Annotated in this window: 18 protein-coding genes; 15 read left to right on the forward strand and 3 right to left on the reverse strand. The window is 42.7% G+C overall.

Annotated elements, in window-relative coordinates; translation table 11 throughout:
• Positions 1 to 139 precede the first annotated feature (139 nt).
• Together ACKP2L_RS01545 and ACKP2L_RS01550 are read left to right on the forward strand one after the other, a co-directional pair.
• Positions 140 to 1,354: an NAD(P)/FAD-dependent oxidoreductase gene (locus ACKP2L_RS01545; protein ID WP_439425634.1), complete on the forward strand. Its 1,215-nt coding sequence runs from the start codon at positions 140 to 142 to the stop codon at positions 1,352 to 1,354.
• A gap of 83 nt (positions 1,355 to 1,437) precedes the next feature.
• Entirely contained in the window at positions 1,438 to 1,623 is a 186-nt protein-coding gene (locus ACKP2L_RS01550) for a hypothetical protein (RefSeq protein WP_439425635.1), read from the forward strand.
• A gap of 151 nt (positions 1,624 to 1,774) precedes the next feature.
• On the opposite strand, the gene ACKP2L_RS01555 is transcribed toward ACKP2L_RS01550, so the two are convergent.
• The gene (locus tag ACKP2L_RS01555) at positions 1,775 to 2,530 is read right to left on the reverse strand and encodes an SDR family oxidoreductase (protein WP_439425636.1); all 756 of its coding nucleotides are present in this window, start codon (positions 2,528 to 2,530) and stop codon (positions 1,775 to 1,777) included.
• A gap of 175 nt (positions 2,531 to 2,705) precedes the next feature.
• On the opposite strand from ACKP2L_RS01555, the gene ACKP2L_RS01560 reads away from it, so the two are divergent.
• Together ACKP2L_RS01560 and ACKP2L_RS01565 are read left to right on the forward strand one after the other, a co-directional pair.
• Entirely contained in the window at positions 2,706 to 3,746 is a 1,041-nt protein-coding gene (locus tag ACKP2L_RS01560; protein ID WP_439425637.1) for an NAD(P)-dependent alcohol dehydrogenase, read from the forward strand.
• Positions 3,747 to 3,806: 60 nt separating this feature from the next.
• Positions 3,807 to 4,934, forward strand: a complete 1,128-nt coding sequence (locus ACKP2L_RS01565; protein WP_439425638.1) for a PQQ-dependent sugar dehydrogenase — start codon at positions 3,807 to 3,809, stop codon at positions 4,932 to 4,934.
• Positions 4,935 to 4,957: 23 nt separating this feature from the next.
• Here the strand turns inward: ACKP2L_RS01565 and ACKP2L_RS01570 are convergent, their stop codons facing one another.
• A complete protein-coding gene (locus ACKP2L_RS01570; protein WP_439426184.1) occupies positions 4,958 to 5,758 on the reverse strand; it encodes an alpha/beta fold hydrolase in 801 nt (266 codons plus the stop codon).
• 148 nt (positions 5,759 to 5,906) lie between these two features.
• Here ACKP2L_RS01570 and ACKP2L_RS01575 point away from each other — a divergent pair, with 148 nt between their 5' ends.
• From ACKP2L_RS01575 to ACKP2L_RS01625, 11 genes are all read left to right on the forward strand, one after another.
• Entirely contained in the window at positions 5,907 to 6,902 is a 996-nt protein-coding gene (locus ACKP2L_RS01575) for a lipoate--protein ligase (RefSeq protein ID WP_439425639.1), read from the forward strand.
• Positions 6,903 to 6,915: 13 nt separating this feature from the next.
• Entirely contained in the window at positions 6,916 to 8,052 is a 1,137-nt protein-coding gene (locus ACKP2L_RS01580; protein ID WP_439425640.1) for a thiamine pyrophosphate-dependent dehydrogenase E1 component subunit alpha, read from the forward strand.
• 1 nt (position 8,053) lies between these two features.
• A complete protein-coding gene (locus ACKP2L_RS01585; protein ID WP_439425641.1) occupies positions 8,054 to 9,034 on the forward strand; it encodes an alpha-ketoacid dehydrogenase subunit beta in 981 nt (326 codons plus the stop codon).
• A complete protein-coding gene (locus ACKP2L_RS01590) occupies positions 9,027 to 10,358 on the forward strand; it encodes a dihydrolipoamide acetyltransferase family protein (RefSeq protein WP_439425642.1) in 1,332 nt (443 codons plus the stop codon). Before ACKP2L_RS01585 ends, ACKP2L_RS01590 begins: the two co-directional genes overlap by 8 nt.
• Before the next feature lie 2 nt (positions 10,359 to 10,360).
• Positions 10,361 to 11,770, forward strand: coding sequence for a dihydrolipoyl dehydrogenase (lpdA, locus tag ACKP2L_RS01595; protein WP_439425643.1), 1,410 nt, complete (start codon positions 10,361 to 10,363; stop codon positions 11,768 to 11,770).
• Positions 11,771 to 11,832: 62 nt separating this feature from the next.
• Positions 11,833 to 12,633, forward strand: coding sequence for a tyrosine-protein phosphatase (locus ACKP2L_RS01600; protein ID WP_439425644.1), 801 nt, complete (start codon positions 11,833 to 11,835; stop codon positions 12,631 to 12,633).
• A gap of 218 nt (positions 12,634 to 12,851) precedes the next feature.
• Positions 12,852 to 14,045 carry an aminotransferase class I/II-fold pyridoxal phosphate-dependent enzyme gene (locus tag ACKP2L_RS01605; protein ID WP_439425645.1) on the forward strand — a complete coding sequence of 398 codons (1,194 nt, stop codon included), beginning with the start codon at positions 12,852 to 12,854 and terminating at the stop codon, positions 14,043 to 14,045.
• An 11-nt stretch (positions 14,046 to 14,056) separates the two neighbouring features.
• Positions 14,057 to 15,088, forward strand: a complete 1,032-nt coding sequence (locus ACKP2L_RS01610) for a PTS transporter subunit IIC (protein ID WP_439425646.1) — start codon at positions 14,057 to 14,059, stop codon at positions 15,086 to 15,088.
• A 63-nt stretch (positions 15,089 to 15,151) separates the two neighbouring features.
• The gene (locus ACKP2L_RS01615) at positions 15,152 to 16,252 is read left to right on the forward strand and encodes a YibE/F family protein (protein WP_439425647.1); all 1,101 of its coding nucleotides are present in this window, start codon (positions 15,152 to 15,154) and stop codon (positions 16,250 to 16,252) included.
• On the forward strand, positions 16,249 to 17,016 hold the full coding sequence (locus ACKP2L_RS01620; protein WP_439425648.1) for a YibE/F family protein: 768 nt from the start codon (positions 16,249 to 16,251) through the stop codon (positions 17,014 to 17,016). Before ACKP2L_RS01615 ends, ACKP2L_RS01620 begins: the two co-directional genes overlap by 4 nt.
• Before the next feature lie 47 nt (positions 17,017 to 17,063).
• Positions 17,064 to 17,495 (forward strand): Fur family transcriptional regulator, encoded by a 432-nt coding sequence (locus ACKP2L_RS01625; RefSeq protein ID WP_439425649.1) that lies wholly within the window; start codon positions 17,064 to 17,066, stop codon positions 17,493 to 17,495.
• A gap of 8 nt (positions 17,496 to 17,503) precedes the next feature.
• Here the strand turns inward: ACKP2L_RS01625 and yidA are convergent, their stop codons facing one another.
• Entirely contained in the window at positions 17,504 to 18,340 is an 837-nt protein-coding gene (gene yidA / locus ACKP2L_RS01630) for a sugar-phosphatase (protein ID WP_439425650.1), read from the reverse strand.
• Positions 18,341 to 18,355 lie beyond the last annotated feature (15 nt).

An 18,355-nucleotide genomic window follows, 5' to 3' on the forward strand; every position in this document is an offset into this window, starting at 1 on the left:
CGGTATCATTTTGTGCTTGCTGGTTGCCGTTTGGCTGATACATGCAAATTTGAGAGTTTTTTATTAAATCAGCGATCGTGAGAGCCGAACACGATTTGACCAATGCCGCTTAGACATTTCTAAAATCAGGAGGAAAAAAATGAGCAGTAATCAAAGCAATTTTTCAAGTAAATATTTGATCATCGGCGGCGGAATGGCTGCTGACAGCGGTGCACGCGGTATCAGATCCAAAGATTCGACCGGCCGGATCACTATCATTTCTAACGAAGGTCTGCCTCCATATACAAGACCAGCTTTAAGTAAAAAATTATGGACTGATAAAAGTTTTCATGAAGAGCAGACCAATATGGGTACGGAAAAAATCAATGATCTAAAAATCATTTTCAATACGCAAGCCATTTCTATCGACACAAAAAATAAGACCGTCCTGACCGACCAGCAGCAAAAAATAACTTATGAAAAATTGCTCTTGGCGACCGGCAGCCGTCCGAAAACGATCCCGGGTCCTAAAAGCGACTCGGTGATTTTCTTGCGGACCTTTGATGATTATCAGAAAATCAAAAATTTGAGTAATAAAAATAAACACGTAATCGTCGTTGGCGATAGTTATATCGGCACAGAGATCGCCGCCGCTTTAGCACAAAATAACACTAAAGTTTCGCTGGTCATCGACTCTGATCGGCTTTTTGCACAAAAATTCAGCCAGGACCTGATCGATGAATATGAACGGAGATTTGAAGATCACAATGTCCAAATAATTCGTGATCATCGGGCAGCAGAATATGATCTCAAAAATGGTAAAGTTCAATTACAGCTGACTGACGGCCATGTCTTGGAAGCTGACGGCTTGGTTTTTGGCCTTGGTGTTGATTATAATTTGGAATTGATCAAGGGTACCGAGATAAAACACGATGAAAAAAGCGTTAAAGTCGATAAGTATTTGAAGACTTCTGTCGATGATGTCTGGGCAGCCGGCGACATTATTGATTATCCTGACGCTATTATCGGTCCTAACCAGTCAGCCCACGTTGATCAGGCTAATTATTCCGGTTTTACTGCTGGCGAAAATATGACCGGTGCACAGATCGCTTATCGTCATACACCTTATTTTTACAGCCGCGTCTTCGGTATTTCTTGGAATGCTTTGGGGCATATATCGTCTGACCTTGATATTTATAAAGAGCCGGAGCTGACCGCTAAACAAAACATTTTCTATTATTTTGATAAAAATGAACTTTTGGTCGGCATTTTGCTTTGGAATGGAACTGTTGATCTTGATCATTTTAGAAATTTATTGGCCGGTAAACCTAAATTAGCTGATTTGAGAAAAGTTTTGCAGCTCGACCGTCAATGAACGGATATTAAAATTTATTAAAAAATCATTTTGTCATATCGATAAAAGTGGGTATAATTTTCATAAACTTTATGGAGATGAAAATGAATAAATATTCGCCCTTTCGCGCAGCCGCTATTTTTTTGGTCGGCGCCAGTGTCGTTCTTTATGTACTTTCTCAGCTTTTCCCCAAAGAGGTCAGCTTTGATTGGCATACTTTTACCTTTATCTTGATCGTCAGCGTCAGCTTTTTGCTCGGAAGGATAATATACTTTTTTCGGAATAAATAAAAACCTGTCAATGAGGTGCACTCGATTGGCAGGCTTTTTTTGTTAATTCTTAAAAAGGGATTGTAGAAATAATCTACACAAATCATTTTATCATTGATCTTGATCGATTTATTAGATATTGTGACTTTTTAAACTTATTTTTTGATGATCTTTAAAAAGCATCTGGTCGAAGATCGCCATAGAGCGGTTGAACGATGATCTCGCTTACATTGACCCTTTGCGGATTATCAAGAGCGTAAACGACTGCTTCGGCTACATCTTCAGATCGCAAAGCCGAGTTTTCGCCCTCCCAAGATTTCTTCAATTTTTCAGCGGAGTCGTCATCCCCGACCGAACGGAATAATTCAGTCCGGACAGCTCCTGGAGAAATTATACTGGTTCGGATATTGTTTCTGGCTTCTTCTAGACGGAGCCCTTGTACGATTGCCTGCAAAGCATATTTAGTACCGGAATAAACAGAGAGACCGGGATAGACTTGGTGGCCGGCCATTGAGTCGGTTACTAAGATGTGACCGTGACCTTGTTTATGAAAAATCGGCAATACAGCAGAGATACCGTTTAAAACACCAAAGACATTGATATCAAAAGTTTGTTTCCAAACGTCGCGATCGCCGTTAGCCAGGTTGGATTGCGGCATGATACCTGCGTTGTTAAAGATGGCATCAACTTTACCAAATTTTTCTATGGCCAGGTCCACCAGATCCTTTACTTGCTGAAAATCGGTGACGTCGGTTTTTTTATAAAGAACATTGCCTGCTTTAGCACCGGCAGCGATTTTTTCAAGCGGTTCTTGGCGGCGGGCACCGATAACTACCTTTGCATCTTTTTCTGCAAGCAGTTTAGCAGTGGCGGCGCCTATTCCTGATGATGCGCCGGTTATGATGAAAACTTTGTCTTTTAAACTCAAAAGCTTCTCCTCCTTCATCAATGATTGCATGATCGAATATACAGGTCGGTTTTTGTTCCTCTGTATAACTACCATTATAAGGTTAAACCCTTACAATAAATTAGATAAAACTTGCCTTGGATCGGCTCCAAGGCTGTAAGATATAAGCAAATACTAATTAAAAGGAGATTTATTCATGACTGAAGTAAAAGCTTTAGAAGTGCTTGGTTCAGACTATGGTACTTTTACAGAAACGACCATCGATCGCCGTGACCTGCGTAAAGATGACGTTCTGATCGATATTAAATATTGCGGGATCTGTCATTCTGATATTTCTATGGTCGATGATCCATTCGGCAATAATATTTTTCCGATGGTCCCTGGTCATGAGATCACTGGTGTTGTTGCAAAAATAGGCTCGGAAGTGACCAAATATAAAGTTGGTGATCGAGTAGGGGTCGGCTGTTTCGTTGATTCTTGCGGGAAATGTGAATATTGTCTGAGCGGCCGCGAACAATTTTGCAAGCAAGGTGTGGTTTCTGTCTTCACTGGACGCGATTACCAAGGAAATATAAATTACGGCGGTTATAGTCAGCAGATCGTCGTTAAAGAGCATTTCGTTTTTAAGATTCCTGACGAGCTCGGATTGGCAGAAGCGAGTCCACTGCTTTGTGCCGGCGTGACAACTTATTCGCCGCTTAAAAAATGGAACGTTGGCAAAGGCAGCCGGGTCGCAGTCGTCGGCTTAGGCGGATTGGGCCACATCGCTGTGCAGTTTGCCCATGCTTTAGGTACTGATGTGACCGTAATTGGTCATTCAGAATCTAAAAAAAATGAAGCAGCCCAATTTGGTGCTGATAATTATTATGTTAGCAGCCCTGAAGTTTTTCAAAAATTAGCTGGTCAATTTGATTTTATTTTAAATACCGCTACCGTTGATATCGATGTTAATGCATATTTGAATCTGCTTCGAGTTGATGGAAAGTTAGTTTATGTCGGTTTGGGTGCTGCTCACCAAGAATATAGCGTCTTCAGTCTTTTTGCCGGAGAAAAAATAATAACGGCGTCTAACGTAGGCGGCGTGCCGGTCACACAAGAGATGCTTGATTTTGCCGGGAAACATGGTATCAAGCCGAAAATAGAGATAATCGATCCAAGCTATGTACCGACTGCCTATCAGCGGGTTATCAATAGCGATGTTCATTATCGTTTTGTGATCGACATTTCTAAACTTTGATTTGGATCGGATTTTGTCCGGTCTTTTTTATTTTAAATATCTGCTATACCAAGGAAAAATATGATCAGAAGAATAAAAATAAGTCTCATTTTCCTGCTTCCTGTTTTATTGATATCGGTGATCGTTTTTATGTTCCTTTGGGAACGCGGTCCTTTGGACAGTGTGTTCGGTCAAAGCAAAAAACTTCCGATTTATTATCGTAGACTTTCGTTGAATAAAAGCCGTCCTAAGGTGATCGCAAAGAATTTGAATACGCCTTGGTCGGTTATCTTTTATAAAGGCAGTACTTTAGTTGATTCGCGTGATCGCGGCCATATTTACCAGCTTAATAAAGGCAAAACATCTTCGATCATCAAAATAGCTCAAGTCGATCATCAAGGAGAAGGCGGTCTTTTAGGGCTGGCAGTTGCTTACCGCAGCCATCCTGATTATGATTATTTATTTGCTTATTACACTACTGAGAAAGATAACCGGGTCGTTCGGTACCATATTTCCAAGCAAAAGGGAAAAATAAGGATAAATGATCCGCAGCCGATCGTAACAGGAATAGATTTTAATTCCTATCACAACGGCGGCGGCCTGGCGATCGGACCGGACGGCCATCTTTATATTTCGACCGGCGATGCTGGTGATCCTTCTCATGCTCAAGATCTGCATTCTTTGAACGGTAAGATCCTCCGTGTCGATTTCAATGGCCGGCCTGCCGCTAAAAACCCCATCAAAGGTTCGCCGATCTTCAGTTACGGTCATCGAAACGTGCAGGGGATGACTTGGGCTGGCCAAAGGATGTTTGCCAGTGAATTCGGCCAAGATACATGGGATGAATTGAATCAGATCGAGGTCGGTAAAAATTATGGTTGGCCGATCCATGAAGGGATCGATCGCAATAGTTCTTCGGCTTATACCGATCCTTTACAGCAATGGCATACTAATGCTGCTAGTCCGAGCGGCATCGTTTATGATCGCGGTTTTCTTTTCATTGCTAATTTGCGCGGTCAATCTCTGCGCGCAGTCAACATCGATCATTTGAACGATTCTTATGTTTTTTATCGCCGCCGTTTTGGCCGAATTCGTAAAGTTATTATTGCTCCGAACAAAGATCTCTGGCTGGTCACCAGCAATACTGACGGTAATGGAAATCCCAAAAAAGGTGATGATCGGATCATTTCCATAAAGGCATTTTCATAAATTTTCAGGTAATTTTCAGTAAATTATCTTTTTTGATTATTCCGTATGAAATCAATGACTGTTTGGTTGAATTCGTCGGTTTTTTCCAAATGAGGAATATGACCGGCTCCTTGAAAAATATGGAAAGAAGCTCTTTGATTTAAAGCTGCTGCCGCTTGGGCTTCTTCTTTAGGCCAAAGTGGTGAATTTCCCCCAGCTAAAAAGAGATGGGGGACTTTTTCTGTTTCTATCTGATCACGCCAATCTTGGACCAGCGAGTCCAATAACAAGGGCTGATTGAAATCAAAATCAAACGGCCGGTAGACTTTGCCTAGAGCGATCTTAAAATCGCGACTGACTGCCAGTCTAGTAAATTTTGTTTTTTTGATCCTTTCTGCCATTGCCAGCAAGTGGTCCCAATCGCTGTCATAGAGGCCTAAAGACCAATTTTGATCATTGATGGCTTTAGGCGACTGGTCTTCAGTAACGATGCCCTTTAAATGATCGCAGCCGAATAAAGAAAGATAAGCAAAAATGGTGGACGCGCCCATTGAATGTCCGACCAGAAAAACTTTTTGGTCAAAAGCGACCTTGTCGATCAATTCGGCTAGATCATAACCGTGTCTGGCAATGCGCATACCGTAATTAACGGACTGGCTTTTACCGTGGTTACGGCGATCGTAAGTCACCAGATGAAAGCCCGCTTCGATGAAGGGATCGATCTGACCGACCCAAGTCATCTCATTACCGGAATACCCTTCGATCAAGATAACGGTCGGTCCTTTTGGATCACCCAGTTCGTGGTAGTCCAGTCTAACATGATCATTCGTGTATAAATAAGCCATACATATAGTATATAAATTATTTTTTCTTTGATCTTTCATGATATGACCCAAACCTTAAGCATTGAAAATGCTAGAATTGATGTGTAAAGAGTAAACGCTTACATTATATAAGCAAGTATGTTTAGCTCTTGCAAACGAGGCGGTGATCATGCAATTTATCAAATATTTTGGAACAGATGCCTATACGAACATAGCAATGGATACTTGGCTTTTATATCATTTGAAAGCTAAGGAACCGGTTTTCTCGCTTTGGCAGAACAAGCGGGCTGTGATCGTCGGCAGAAATCAAAACACTTTTGCGGAAGTCAATCAGGATTTTATCGATCAGAATAAAGTTCAGGTAGTACGCCGAGTATCGGGCGGCGGGGCTGTTTATCACGATCTGGGCAACATCTGTTTTACCTTTTTCGTTCCCGTACAAAGCAGCAGTCAAGTCGATTTTCATAAATTCGTCAAGCCGATGTACGATGCGCTTCAAGAGGTCGGTATCGATGCACGGATCAGCGGTCGTAATGACCTGACTGTTGATGGAAAAAAGATCAGCGGCAATGCTCAGCGCTATGCAGGCGGGTACTTGATGCATCATGGTACTTTGCTTTGGGATACTGATGTTGATTCAATGGTCCGTTCTTTGAATGTGGCTGATGAAAAGTTTATTTCCAAAGCGGCCAAATCAGTTCGTTCCCGAGTCGGCAATATTAAAAATTACGCGCCGGCTGATTTGACACTTGAAAAATTTTGGGCAGCTTTGCAATATTATTTGACTGATGAGGGCAAGGATAGCGAGTATCTTCTATCTGATCAGCAAAAACAAGCGATCAAAGATCTGGCAAAAAATCGTTTTTCAACTTGGGAATGGAACTACGGCAATAGTCCTGAGTTTGATTTCAATAATCATAAAAAATTTACCGGCGGCGGGATCGATGTTCACGCCAATGTTAAAGAAGGTTTGATCACGGACATTGACTTCACTGGAGATTTTTTGGGTGTCCGCGACTGGCGTGAAATAAAAGACCAGTTTATCGGCCAGCCTTTCGACGAGAAAAAAATCTATCAAATTTTGAAAAAGAACGCCGATGGACAGTACTTCGGCAGCATTGATGACCATCAATTAGCTTCTATGTTTTCTTCAGCGAAAGTTTAAAAAGGAGATCGATATGGCAAGTATAAGTGACACAAATCGTAAGATCCTTGATTTTCCGGCTCAATTAAAATTACAAGATGAGCTGTTTCCGACTTTGAAGGTGTTGGACAACGAGGGAAATCTGCTGGATCCGGAAGCTTTTAAAAGGAGTGAATTAAGTGATGACGATCTGATCGAGCTTTTCAAGCGGATGCTTTTGAGTCGTCAATTGGATATTCGTTCGACTAAATTAGCAAAACAAGGCCGCTTTGGTTTCTTTGCACCAACTGCCGGCCAAGAAGCTTCGCAAATGGCTTCTTCATTTGCTTTTAAAGACCAAGACTGGCTTTTTCCAGGTTACCGCGACATTCCAGAGATCGTTGTTAAAGGGTGGCCGATCTGGAAGGCGGTTTTGTGGAGCCGCGGCCATGTACTCGGAAATGTTTTTGAAACTGATGACGGCAAACCGGTCAACTCTTGGTTCCCGCAGATCATCATCGGTGCTCATTATATCGAAGCAGCCGGCGTAGCTTTGGCTTTGAAAAAGAAGAAGGCTGATGCTGTTGCCTACGCTTACACTGGTGACGGCGGCAGTTCGCAAGGAGATTTTTATGAAGGCGTGAATTTTGCCGGCAGTTTCCATGCTAATGCTGTCTTCTTTATCCAAAACAACGGCTTTGCCATTTCTGTACCAAGGGCAGTTCAGTCGGCAGCTCCTCATTTGGCTGCCAAAGGCTGGGCAGCCGGTGTGCCGAGCTTGGTCGTTGACGGCCAAGATGCCTTGGCAGTTTACTTAGCAGCTAAAGAAGCTCGTGAATGGGCCGTATCTGGTAAAGGACCGGTTTTGATCGAGACGATGACCGATCGCTTTGAACCGCATTCAACTGCCGGAGATGATCCATTACGTTATCGTACTAAAGACGAGATCGCTAAGTGGTGGCAAAAAGATCCATTGATCAGAATGCGCAAGTTTTTGACATCCAAGGGTATCTGGGATGAAGACAAAGAAAAAGCTTACATTGATCAAGTAGACCAGCGTATCACTGATGATGTTAAGAAAGCTGATAACGTTTCTAAACAGAAGATCAGCGATTTCATCAAAAATACTTTGGAAGTTCCGGGATTCGCCGCAAAAGAACAGATCAAAAAGTTTGAAAGCGAGGGCAAGTAAAATGACAGTTAGGAGTTATATTCAAGCTATTTTGCAAGCACAGGACCTTGCCTTAGGACGTGATGATAAGGTCTTGTTGTTCGGTGAGGATATTGGAAAGAATGGCGGAGTTTTTCGGGCGAGCGATGGTCTGCAAGCCAAGTACGGCAAAGAGAGAGTCTTTGATACACCTTTAGCCGAATCCGGTATTGGCGGTCTGGCGATCGGCTTGGCTTCTCAAGGATACCGTCCGATCATGGAGATCCAGTTTTCCGGCTTTCAGCTAGAGGCTCTTGATTCATTGGCTGGGCAGATGGCTCGCAACCGCTTCCGTTTCGCTTCCACGCGTTATATGCCGATCGTTGTTCGTTCGCCTTATGGCGGCGGAACGAAAACACCGGAAATGCATGCTGATAATCTCGAAGGATTTTTGTCTCAAGCACCGGGAATACGAGTTGTAATGCCGGCCAATCCGGCAGATGCCAAGGGACTATTGCTCAGTTCGATCGAATCCAATGATCCGGTGATGTTTTTGGAAAATCTGCATCTTTATCGCTCTTTGAAGGGCGAAGTTCCGGATGAATATTACACAACACCATTGGACAAAGCTGCGATCGCAAAAGAAGGCAGTGATGTCTCGATCATAACTTACGGCGGAATGGTACCGGTCGCTTTACGGGCTGCCGAAGATCTTAAAAAAGAAGGGATCGATGCAGAAGTGGTCGATTTGCGGACAGTATCGCCATTGGATATCGAAACGATCGGTGATTCTGTGACCAAGACCGGAAGAGTCGTAGTAGCTCAAGAGGCGCAGCGAATGGCCGGTGTTTCGGCTAGTGTCATGGCTGAGATCTCAGAACGGTTTATTTTGAGTCTTAAGGCTCCGATCGGCCGGGTCGCTGCTCCGGATTCTGTTTATCCATTCGGCCAAGCCGAAAATGATTGGATGGCTAACAGCGATGATATTGTGGCAAAAGTAAAGGAGATCGTAAACTATGACTGAAGTTTTTAAAATGCCTGATATCGGCGAAGGGATGGCTGAAGGTGAAATATCCAATTGGCTGGTAAAAGTCGGCGATCAGGTAAAAACTGATGATCCAGTAGCAGAAGTACAAAATGATAAATTACTTCAAGAGATCCTTTCGCCTTATGACGGCAAGGTCACTAAACTATATGTCGATGCCGGTACGACCGTTAAAGTCGGCGATCCTCTGATCGAGTTCGATGGAAATGGTGCAGATGTCCAAGCCGAAAATCAACCGGCTGATTCAACAAAGCAGACTGCTGCCCAACCAGCTGCAGCTTCTGAAACTGCTGTTCAAAATTCTCAAGCACTGGCTCAAACACCAGTGTCGGCTGAATTAAAGGCTTCTAACGGAAATATTTTGGCTATGCCGTCAGTTCGCCATTTGGCTTATGAGAATAATGTCGATCTCGCTGATGTTCAGCCAACCGGCCGCCATGGCCACATCACTTTAGCTGATCTTCAGTCTTACATCGATAGCGGCCAAAAACAACCAGCTCAAACAGTTTCCCAAACTGCCGAAACAGCTGTTCAAAATTCTCAAGTACCGGCTGCTTCTCAGACACAGCAAGCGGCTGCTCCGACTCCGGCTCCTGCTTTGAAAGAAGGGCGAGTTGATTTCACTCCGGTTCGGCGGGCGATCGCAAAAGCGATGTCTCATCAAAATGAGACGATCCCGACTGTAACTAATTTTGATCAAGTGGAAGTTTCAAAATTGGTCGAACATCGTAAGCATTTTAAGCAGCAGGCAGCTGATCAGGATATAAAACTTACTTATCTGGCATATGTCGTAAAAGCTTTAGCAGCCACAGCCAAGAAGTTCCCTGATTTGAATGCTTCGATCGATATCGATAAATTCCAGACCATTTATCATGATCAGATCAATGTTGGTGTCGCTGTCAATGCACCAAGCGGTTTGTTTGTCCCGGTTATATTTGATGCGGATCGCAAATCGATCTTGACGATCGCAAAAGAGATCCAAGATTTGGCAGCTGCAGTCCGCTCCGGTTCGATCAAAGCAGCACAGATGCAGGGCAGTACGATCACCGTTTCTAACGTCGGTTCAGCTCGCGGGAGCTGGTTTACTCCGATCATCAACGGGAAAGAGGTCGCCATCTTAGGGTTAGGCACGATCGCAAAAGAACCGGTGATCGACAAAAACGGTGCTATCGTTGCCGGACAGTTGATGAAACTCAGTTTGAGTTATGATCACCGTTTGATCGATGGCATGCTCGGCCAGCAGGCTTTGAATTATTTGAAGAGTCTTTTGGCTGATCCTGAATATATGTTGATGGAGGTGTAAAAATGGTCGTCGGTGCACAAGCAGAAGATTTAGATACGGTCGTTATCGGTTCGGGTCCTGGCGGCTATGTCGCTGCGATCAGAGCAGCACAATTGGGACAAAAAGTTACAGTGATCGAAAATGGTCTTATCGGCGGTGTTTGTTTGAATGTTGGTTGTATCCCTTCCAAGGCTTTGATCAATGTTGGCCATAATTATCAATTGATGACTCATGAACAGCCGTATGGTCTTAAGAGCCGCGGAGCCAGTCTTGATTGGCAGAAAACTCAAGATTGGAAACAGCACAAAGTGGTTGATGTTTTGACTGGCGGAGTGGCGATGCTTTTAAAAAAGAATCATGTTAAAGTGATTCGCGGGAGCGCGACCTTTACCGACAACGAGCAGATCAATGTTGTCGAAGAAGACAGCCACGAACTGTTTAATTTTAAAAATATCATTATCGCGACCGGTTCGCACCCAGTCCAAATACCTTCGATCCCTTTTGGCAAACGGATCCTTGACTCGACAGGTGCGCTTGCTTTAAAGGAAATACCTAAAAGTTTGATCGTGATCGGCGGCGGAGTTATCGGCTTTGAGATCGGCAGCGCTTACCAGAATTTGGGAGCTAAGGTAACTATCATCGAAGGATTAGACCATGTTTTGAATGGTTTTGATGCTGAGCTGATCAAACCGGTCATCGATGATTTCAAGGCTAAGGGCGGCCAGATCTATACTTCAGCTCAAGCAAATTCAGCTAAGCAGGATGACAAAGAAGTCAGCGTCGAATTTCAAAGCGCTGGTGAAAATAAAACTATTTCTGCTGATTACTTGCTGGTCAGCGTTGGTCGACGGCCGAATACTGATCAATTAGGTCTTAACAATACCGATATTCAATTGGATGACCATCATTTCATCAAAACGGATCTTTCTCAAAAAACCAATGTTGCGCATATTTATGCGATCGGTGATGTAACGAGCGGTCCTGGATTGGCTCATAAAGCCAGTTTTCAGGCTAAAATCGCGGCAGCTGCTATTGCTCAAGCTGAAAATGCTGTCGATATGCATTATTCGCTGCCTTCAGTTGCCTATACTGACCCGGAATTAGCAACGACTGGAGAAACACCGACTTCAGTTGCTGAAAAAAAGCTGGCAGCTAAAGTATTCAAATTCCCATTCGCTGCTAACGGAAGAGCTTTAGCTATCGACCAGGCCAAGGGTTTTGTCAGGGTGATCGTCGATGATAAGAGTCAGGCAGTCATTGGAGCTCAGATCGTTGGTCCGCAGGCTTCTGAATTGATTTCGCAGCTGTCTTTGGCGATCGAGAACGGTTTGACGGTCGATGATATAAGTTTGACTATCTATCCGCACCCGACGCTTTCGGAATCGATCATGGATCTTTCGGAATTAGCTAAAGGGCTTTCAATTAATTTGTGAAGTGATCTAAACCAGGTATTAACGCCTGGTTTTTTTGTATTTAAATCAGATAAAATTGATATATGGATAAAAGACGACTATTACCAGTAAAAGGCGGATATAATTTCCGCGATATCGGCGGGTATACTTCGGCCAATGGCCAAAAAATCAGGTGGGGGAAAATTTTCAGAACTTCAAGCATGTCTGATCTCGATGATGATGATCTAGCTTATCTGAAAAAACGAGATGTAGATTTGGTCGTTGATTTTCGCACTAAAGCAGAAATAAAAGCTAGTCCGGATCGTTTGCTGGCCGGAGTCGATGATATCAGTATCCCTGTTATGGATTTCGATCGGACTGAATCGACTATTGATTACAAACAGCTTAATCAAGAATACGAACAGAAAGGGATCGGCTATTTGAAAATGATCAGTACCTATGAGCACCTTATTTCTGACCATTATTCAAATATGGCCTACCGAAAATTTTTTGAATTGCTGATAGATGAAAAAAATACCCTCGTTTTTCATTGCACGGCCGGCAAGGATCGTACCGGTATTGCTTCAATGCTTCTGATGGGTATTTTAAATATCAATGAAGCACAAATAAAACACGATTACCTGCTAACTGACCGCTTATCCAAAGACATAGTCGCACAAAAAATGGCTGAAATGCATCGCCAAGGTGCCGATCAAGCTGAATTAGAAAATATTCATTCCATGTGGACGGTCAATATCGATTATTTGGAGCGTGCTCTTTCCACTTTGAAAAAAATCTCCGGCAGTTATGAAAACTATTTCAAGGAATTTTTGCAGATCGATCAAGAAGGGATAGACATTTTACGAAATAAATATCTATTTACGGAAAATGCTGTTGACAAATAATTTGTTTTCTACTATCCTTTTATTAACTTCAATGGCAAATATGAATTTACAAAGTAATCGCTATTATTTCTGGTTTACGCGTTGACCCGCGAAACCAGTTTTTGGTCGCGGGAGTTTCCCGAGACCTCTAAAAGACGATAATCTTTAGTTAGATCAGAGCACTCTTGGGAAATTGGGACCAGGAGTGCTTTTTATTTATCTAAAAATCGAGGAAGAAAATGACTAGTTTGAAAAAAGGTTTGGAAAAAAAGACTAATGATATCATCAGGGCAACTAAACCCAGTCAGATTTTGGCTTTGAATAAAGAATTACGATCAGTTGACGATATCGTAATGCTGACAGTCGGGGAGCCGGATTTTAATACTCCTGAGCACATCAAACAGGCAGCTGTACAAGATATTTTGAATAATGATTCTCATTATGCTCCGTCGCGAGGGACGGCTGCGCTGTTGTCGGCAGCAGCAAGTTATCTCAAGAAAAAATATCAATTAGATTACGACTCCGAAACGGATATTTTGGTAACTACCGGGGTGACTGAAGCGATTTTCGATGTGATGAAGACACTTATTAATTCTGGTGATCAGATCGTCATTCCGCAACCGACTTTTCCAGTCTATGCCAGCGCGGCAAAAGTATGCGGGGGCCAAATCATTGATATCTCGACAGCAGAAGATGGATTTTTACTGACAGCCGATAAACTGAAGACGGTTTTGGATCAGAATCCTTGTGTTAAGGCTGTTGTGATCGCGTCACCGGGGAATCCGACCGGAGCTGCCTATGATCAGCAGCAAATCCAGCAATTAGCACAGGTCATTTCACAGCATGATGTTTTTCTGATCTCCGATGAGATCTACTCCGAACTGGTTTATGACCGCAGCCATGTATCTTTTGCCAAAGCTTTGCCAAAACAAACCATTTTGATGAACGGTATTTCAAAATCGCACGCCATGACTGGCTATAGAGTCGGTATCATTGCTGCTCCGGCTGAAATAATTTCGCAGATCGCCGTGGTTCATGAATTGATCGATACCGCTTTGCCCGATGTCACGATGGCTGCTGCGGCAGAGGCATTTTCTAATGGGATCGACGATGCGAAAAGCATGCGTCAAGAGTACAAAAAGCGGCGTGATTTCTTGATTTCGGCCTTTAAAAAAATGGATATCGACTTCGTCCATCCCGATGGTGCTTTCTATTTATTTTTTAAGATCCCTGATTATTGTGATCAAAACAGCCTTCGATCAGTCCGCCAGATCGCACAAGAGGCCAGAGTCGGTTTGACTCCGGGGGCCGGTTTTGGAGCTGAGGGTTATTTGCGCTTATCTTATGCTGCCTCTATGGCAGATTTAGAGACAGCAGCTGCACGTTTGGAAAAATTCTTCGTTAAAGAAAAAGAAAAAATAACACTAAGCTAAGGATCGAAATAATGAAAATAAAAGAAAGTAATTTTGTATCAAATATATTGAATGGATTAAGTATCGGAATCGTGATAACTCTGATCCCATCGGCTATTTTAGGTTCGTTGATGCGGATTTTCGGCAATGATCCCGCTGCTTTAGCCATTACCCAGATGACCTCGGTCTCACAAAGTCTTTTAGCTGTCGTTTCTGCTTATGCGATCGCTCATTTTTTTAAATTTTCCTCGATCGACAGCGGTTCGCTGATGCTGGCAGCTTTTGCCGGTTCAGGTGCTTATACTTTTTCAAAAGGGACAGTCATTTTATCCGGACCCGGTGATATCATCAATATCGGTTTAACGATCGCTTTGTCTTCTTTATTGATTTTTTTGCTTAAAGATCGTCTTGGTCAATTGAAAGTTATTTTTTCACCGATCTTGGTCCTCTCTTTAGGCGGCGGTATCGGCCGGCTGATTTTTCCTTTCGTTCATTCGATCACTACTGAGATCGGCCGCTTGATCAATGATTTGACTGGTTTGCAGCCATTAGTCATGGGCCCTTTGATGGGAGCGATCTTCGCTGTGCTTATCTTGTCGCCGATTTCTTCTGCCGGGATCGCTTTAGCGATCGGTCTTTCCGGCATTGGTTCAGGTGCCGCTAACCTTGGTATCACCACGGCTAGTTTCGCTTTGGCTTTGATGGGGTCGTCAGTCAATTCCTTTGGCGGTATCATTAGTCATTTTATTGGTACGCCTAAGATCCAAATGGCAAATATGTTAAAAAAACCGCGCCTATTTTTACCGATAATCATCGTTTCAGCTCTAGCCGGGCTGGAGGCCGCTTTGCTTAATATCCAAGGTACCCCGATGTCGGCCGGTTTCGGCTTTTCCGGTTTGATCGGACCGATCGCTGCATTTTCGACCGGCACTAAAAATCTGATGACGATCATTTTCGCTTTTGTCGTCATTCCGGTCATATTAGCGCTTCTTACTCATTTTATCTTTGTTAAGCGGACTTCTTTTGTTTCACCGTCCGATCTGAAATTGCCTGATCAGGATTAAATATATCGACCATAAAGCGCCTATTTCTTTAGACGCTTTTTATTTGCGTTAGAATGCATATTAATGAAAACTTTCTTTAAAAAGAGGTCGAAATGGCTGTTCTTGTTATTTGCAGTTTTTCTGCTTACTTTATTGACACATTTTGATTATCCTTTGTATAAAACGCCGATCGGCAGAGTCCAAAGTGTTCGTCAGATCTCAAGCCAAAATACGCATGATTATTATCAAAATACAGATCAAAACGTGACTCAACGATTAAAGATCCGTTTTTTGAATACCAAACGCCGCGGACAGACTATTTACATAAACAATCAATACTTAAAATCACAAGTGATGACACAGTCTTATCATCCTGGTCAGCAATTGCTGCTCAATCGCCGCCATTGGTGGGCGATAATCGGCTTGAAACGCGATACGGTATTAGTTTTCGTTTTGGCAACTGCGGCGGCGATTTTATTTGTGATCACAAATAAAATGAGCTTTCAGATCATTATCAGTATGGCGGCGAATTTTATTTTCTTTTTGCTGGCGATCATTGCTGATATAAATTTTGTTAATATCTCAGCTATTTTTATCTTTGCGGTTTTGACGATCGTTTTTGCTTTTTTCACTCTTTTGATGGTATTGGGAAAAAGTCGGCAGTTTTTCACCGTCTTCCTTTCGACAGTTCTTTCGACTTCTGCAGGTGTCGGGATCGGTGCTTTGACGATCGCTTTGAATGGTGCGCGCGGGATCCATTTTGAATATATGGATTTTGTAACTCAATTTCCGATACCTTTGTTTTACTCCCAATTAATGATCGGTGTTTTAGGTGCTGTAATGGATGAAGCATCTGATATCATTGCAATGATGTTCGGCATGCAGCGTGAAAATGCGGATCGTTCTTTTGCGGATTATTTTCGTTCGGGGATGCGGGTCGGCCGCGATATCGTCGGCTCATTGACCAATGTTTTATTTATGGTCTTTATCGCTGACACCCTGCCAATGGTCTTTTTGTATTTGCGCAATGGCAATACTTGGTCATATACTATCGAAATGACGATGATGCTGGGGATGTTTTTAACGGTTATTTCTGCTATTGGGATCGTTTTGACAGTCCCGATAACTTCTTGGCTGGCGTCGCTTCTTTTAACTAAAAAGACTGTTAAGGAGCCGAGCAAATGAGTACTTTTTTGATTTTAGTCATTATCCTCTTTATTCTTTTGGTCATCGTTGCCGGCAAACAGGGATTGAATGATTTTTATGGTCTAGTCATAAATATGGCGGCCGTCTTTCTTTTAATAATCCTGCTGAATTGGCAATTTAACGTTTATGTCGTGACAGCCTTTATCAGTTTTATAATCCTTGCTGTTTCGATCTATCTTTCGGCTGATGATCCAAAAGTTACTAACCATGCTTTTTCAGCCAGCCTGGTCGTACTTTTGCTAGTAGCTTTGTTGGCTTTTCCAGTCAATCAGTGGGCAAATGTACAGGGATTTGCGACTGAATCTTCAGAAGAATTAGAGGGACTGCTGCTGACTGTCGGCCTGGATTTTAAAAATATCGCTTTTGCGGTCACGATCGTTGCTAGTTTGGGTGCTATCGCTGAAGCCAGCATGGCGATATCTGCCGACTTGAATGAGCTGATTTCAAGTACGCCGGATATCAGTCAAAAAAATTTTTTCCGTCAATCTAATATCATCGGATCGCAAATCATCGGTACAGCTTTAAACACTCTCTTTTTTGGCGTACTGGGCGATAATTTGTCTTTAATGATCTTCTATGTCCGCCTGCATTATAGTTTTGCCCAATTGATCAACGGCAAACTGATCGTAGCAGCTGCTTTAGACCTGCTGATCGCGATGATAGGGGTCCTTTTGACGATCCCGGTCACCAGCTGGATGGTCTATCGCGGACATGATTTTTCTAAATCTCCTTTAGAGAAATAGTAATTATAACTATTTACAAATGATTATAAGTTTGCTAGCCTGAACTTATGAAAACCGATTTAGCCGCTAAAATTTTAAGAAAAAATGGCTACAAATTAACTAAACAGCGTCAAGAGTTATTGGACTATTTATCTGATTTTCGCCAGCATTATACTTCGCTTGCCGACATCGATAAGTATATGCGCGGTAAATTTTCTAATATGAGTCACGAAACAGCTTATCGCAATGTTAAAGAATTTGAAGATATCGGCATCGTTGAAGAATTAACGGTCGACCAAAAGCGTTTCGTTAAATATCAGTGTGATTTCGATCATCCCCACCACCATCATTTTATTTGTCGAGGCTGCGGCCTTGTCCAGGAGATCGATTTAGAACCGATCATCAAAAAAGCTCCCGAACTTAAAGGATATAAAGTCGAGAGCCATGATTTTTCACTTTTTGGTTTGTGCCCGAATTGTTTGGCAAAGGGTGTTGAATAAAAGAGTCTTCAGTTATTTTTTTCTTGGATTTCTTCTTTGAGGACAAATTTGTCGACCGCATATGCGACACCGTCTTCATCATTAGTCTTAGAAACGAAATCAGCCTGCTGCTTGACCTGATCGATGCCGTTGCCCATCGCAACACCGAGACCTGCATAATCGATCATCGATAGGTCATTGTCTTGATCACCGATCGCCATGACTTGATCTTGAGATATGTTTAAACGATCAGCTAATTTTTTGACCGCGATACCTTTTGAAACATTTTTAGAAATGAATTCGAGGTAGATCGGCGCACTGCTGACGACCGTAAAGCGTTCATTGACCCACTGAGGCAGATTGTTTTTAGCATGGTCGATCCGCTCAGGTTCGTCTATGTACATAACTTTTGTGATCTGATCATTTTTTTTGATCGTCTGCATGCGCACATATTTAATGTCGGCACTGACCAGTTTTGCTTCAAATTTAGTATATTTAGGGACAGAAAGATATGGTGTGTAAATATAGTCGGCGGTTTCTGCTTGGATCTTGACACCTAACTGCCCGGCTAATTTATATAAGTCTAGATAGTCTTGGCCGCTTAAAGCCGTATGGTCTAAAATATTGCCGTCAGTTGTTCTGATCATAGCACCGTTATAATTGATCGCATATTGATCGCTGCGATCGGCGATTCCTAATTTGCCATAATAAATTTTTGTACCGCTCAAAGGCCGTCCAGAAGTTATCACGATTTTTGTACCCTTAGCGATCGCTTCTTTTAAAACATCGATCGTTTTTTTAGTCAGCTGATTTTCACTGTTCAGCAAAGTTTTGTCTACATCAATTGCCACTAATTTTATCGTCATAACACCATTTTACAT

The organism is Oenococcus alcoholitolerans (assembly GCF_051852995.1).
Taxonomy (GTDB): Bacteria; Bacillota; Bacilli; order Lactobacillales; family Lactobacillaceae; genus Oenococcus; species Oenococcus alcoholitolerans.

Coding starts and splice junctions, on each gene's coding strand:
- ACKP2L_RS01545 (WP_439425634.1), top strand. CDS start 140: ATGAGCAGTAATCAAAGCAATTTTTCAAGTAAATATTTGATCATCGGC.
- ACKP2L_RS01550 (WP_439425635.1), top strand. CDS start 1,438: ATGAATAAATATTCGCCCTTTCGCGCAGCCGCTATTTTTTTGGTCGGC.
- ACKP2L_RS01560 (WP_439425637.1), top strand. CDS start 2,706: ATGACTGAAGTAAAAGCTTTAGAAGTGCTTGGTTCAGACTATGGTACT.
- ACKP2L_RS01565 (WP_439425638.1), top strand. CDS start 3,807: ATGATCAGAAGAATAAAAATAAGTCTCATTTTCCTGCTTCCTGTTTTA.
- ACKP2L_RS01570 (WP_439426184.1), bottom strand. CDS start 5,758: ATGGCTTATTTATACACGAATGATCATGTTAGACTGGACTACCACGAA.
- ACKP2L_RS01575 (WP_439425639.1), top strand. CDS start 5,907: ATGCAATTTATCAAATATTTTGGAACAGATGCCTATACGAACATAGCA.
- ACKP2L_RS01580 (WP_439425640.1), top strand. CDS start 6,916: ATGGCAAGTATAAGTGACACAAATCGTAAGATCCTTGATTTTCCGGCT.
- ACKP2L_RS01585 (WP_439425641.1), top strand. CDS start 8,054: ATGACAGTTAGGAGTTATATTCAAGCTATTTTGCAAGCACAGGACCTT.
- ACKP2L_RS01590 (WP_439425642.1), top strand. CDS start 9,027: ATGACTGAAGTTTTTAAAATGCCTGATATCGGCGAAGGGATGGCTGAA.
- lpdA (WP_439425643.1), top strand. CDS start 10,361: ATGGTCGTCGGTGCACAAGCAGAAGATTTAGATACGGTCGTTATCGGT.
- ACKP2L_RS01600 (WP_439425644.1), top strand. CDS start 11,833: ATGGATAAAAGACGACTATTACCAGTAAAAGGCGGATATAATTTCCGC.
- ACKP2L_RS01605 (WP_439425645.1), top strand. CDS start 12,852: ATGACTAGTTTGAAAAAAGGTTTGGAAAAAAAGACTAATGATATCATC.
- ACKP2L_RS01610 (WP_439425646.1), top strand. CDS start 14,057: ATGAAAATAAAAGAAAGTAATTTTGTATCAAATATATTGAATGGATTA.
- ACKP2L_RS01615 (WP_439425647.1), top strand. CDS start 15,152: ATGAAAACTTTCTTTAAAAAGAGGTCGAAATGGCTGTTCTTGTTATTT.
- ACKP2L_RS01620 (WP_439425648.1), top strand. CDS start 16,249: ATGAGTACTTTTTTGATTTTAGTCATTATCCTCTTTATTCTTTTGGTC.
- ACKP2L_RS01625 (WP_439425649.1), top strand. CDS start 17,064: ATGAAAACCGATTTAGCCGCTAAAATTTTAAGAAAAAATGGCTACAAA.
- yidA (WP_439425650.1), bottom strand. CDS start 18,340: ATGACGATAAAATTAGTGGCAATTGATGTAGACAAAACTTTGCTGAAC.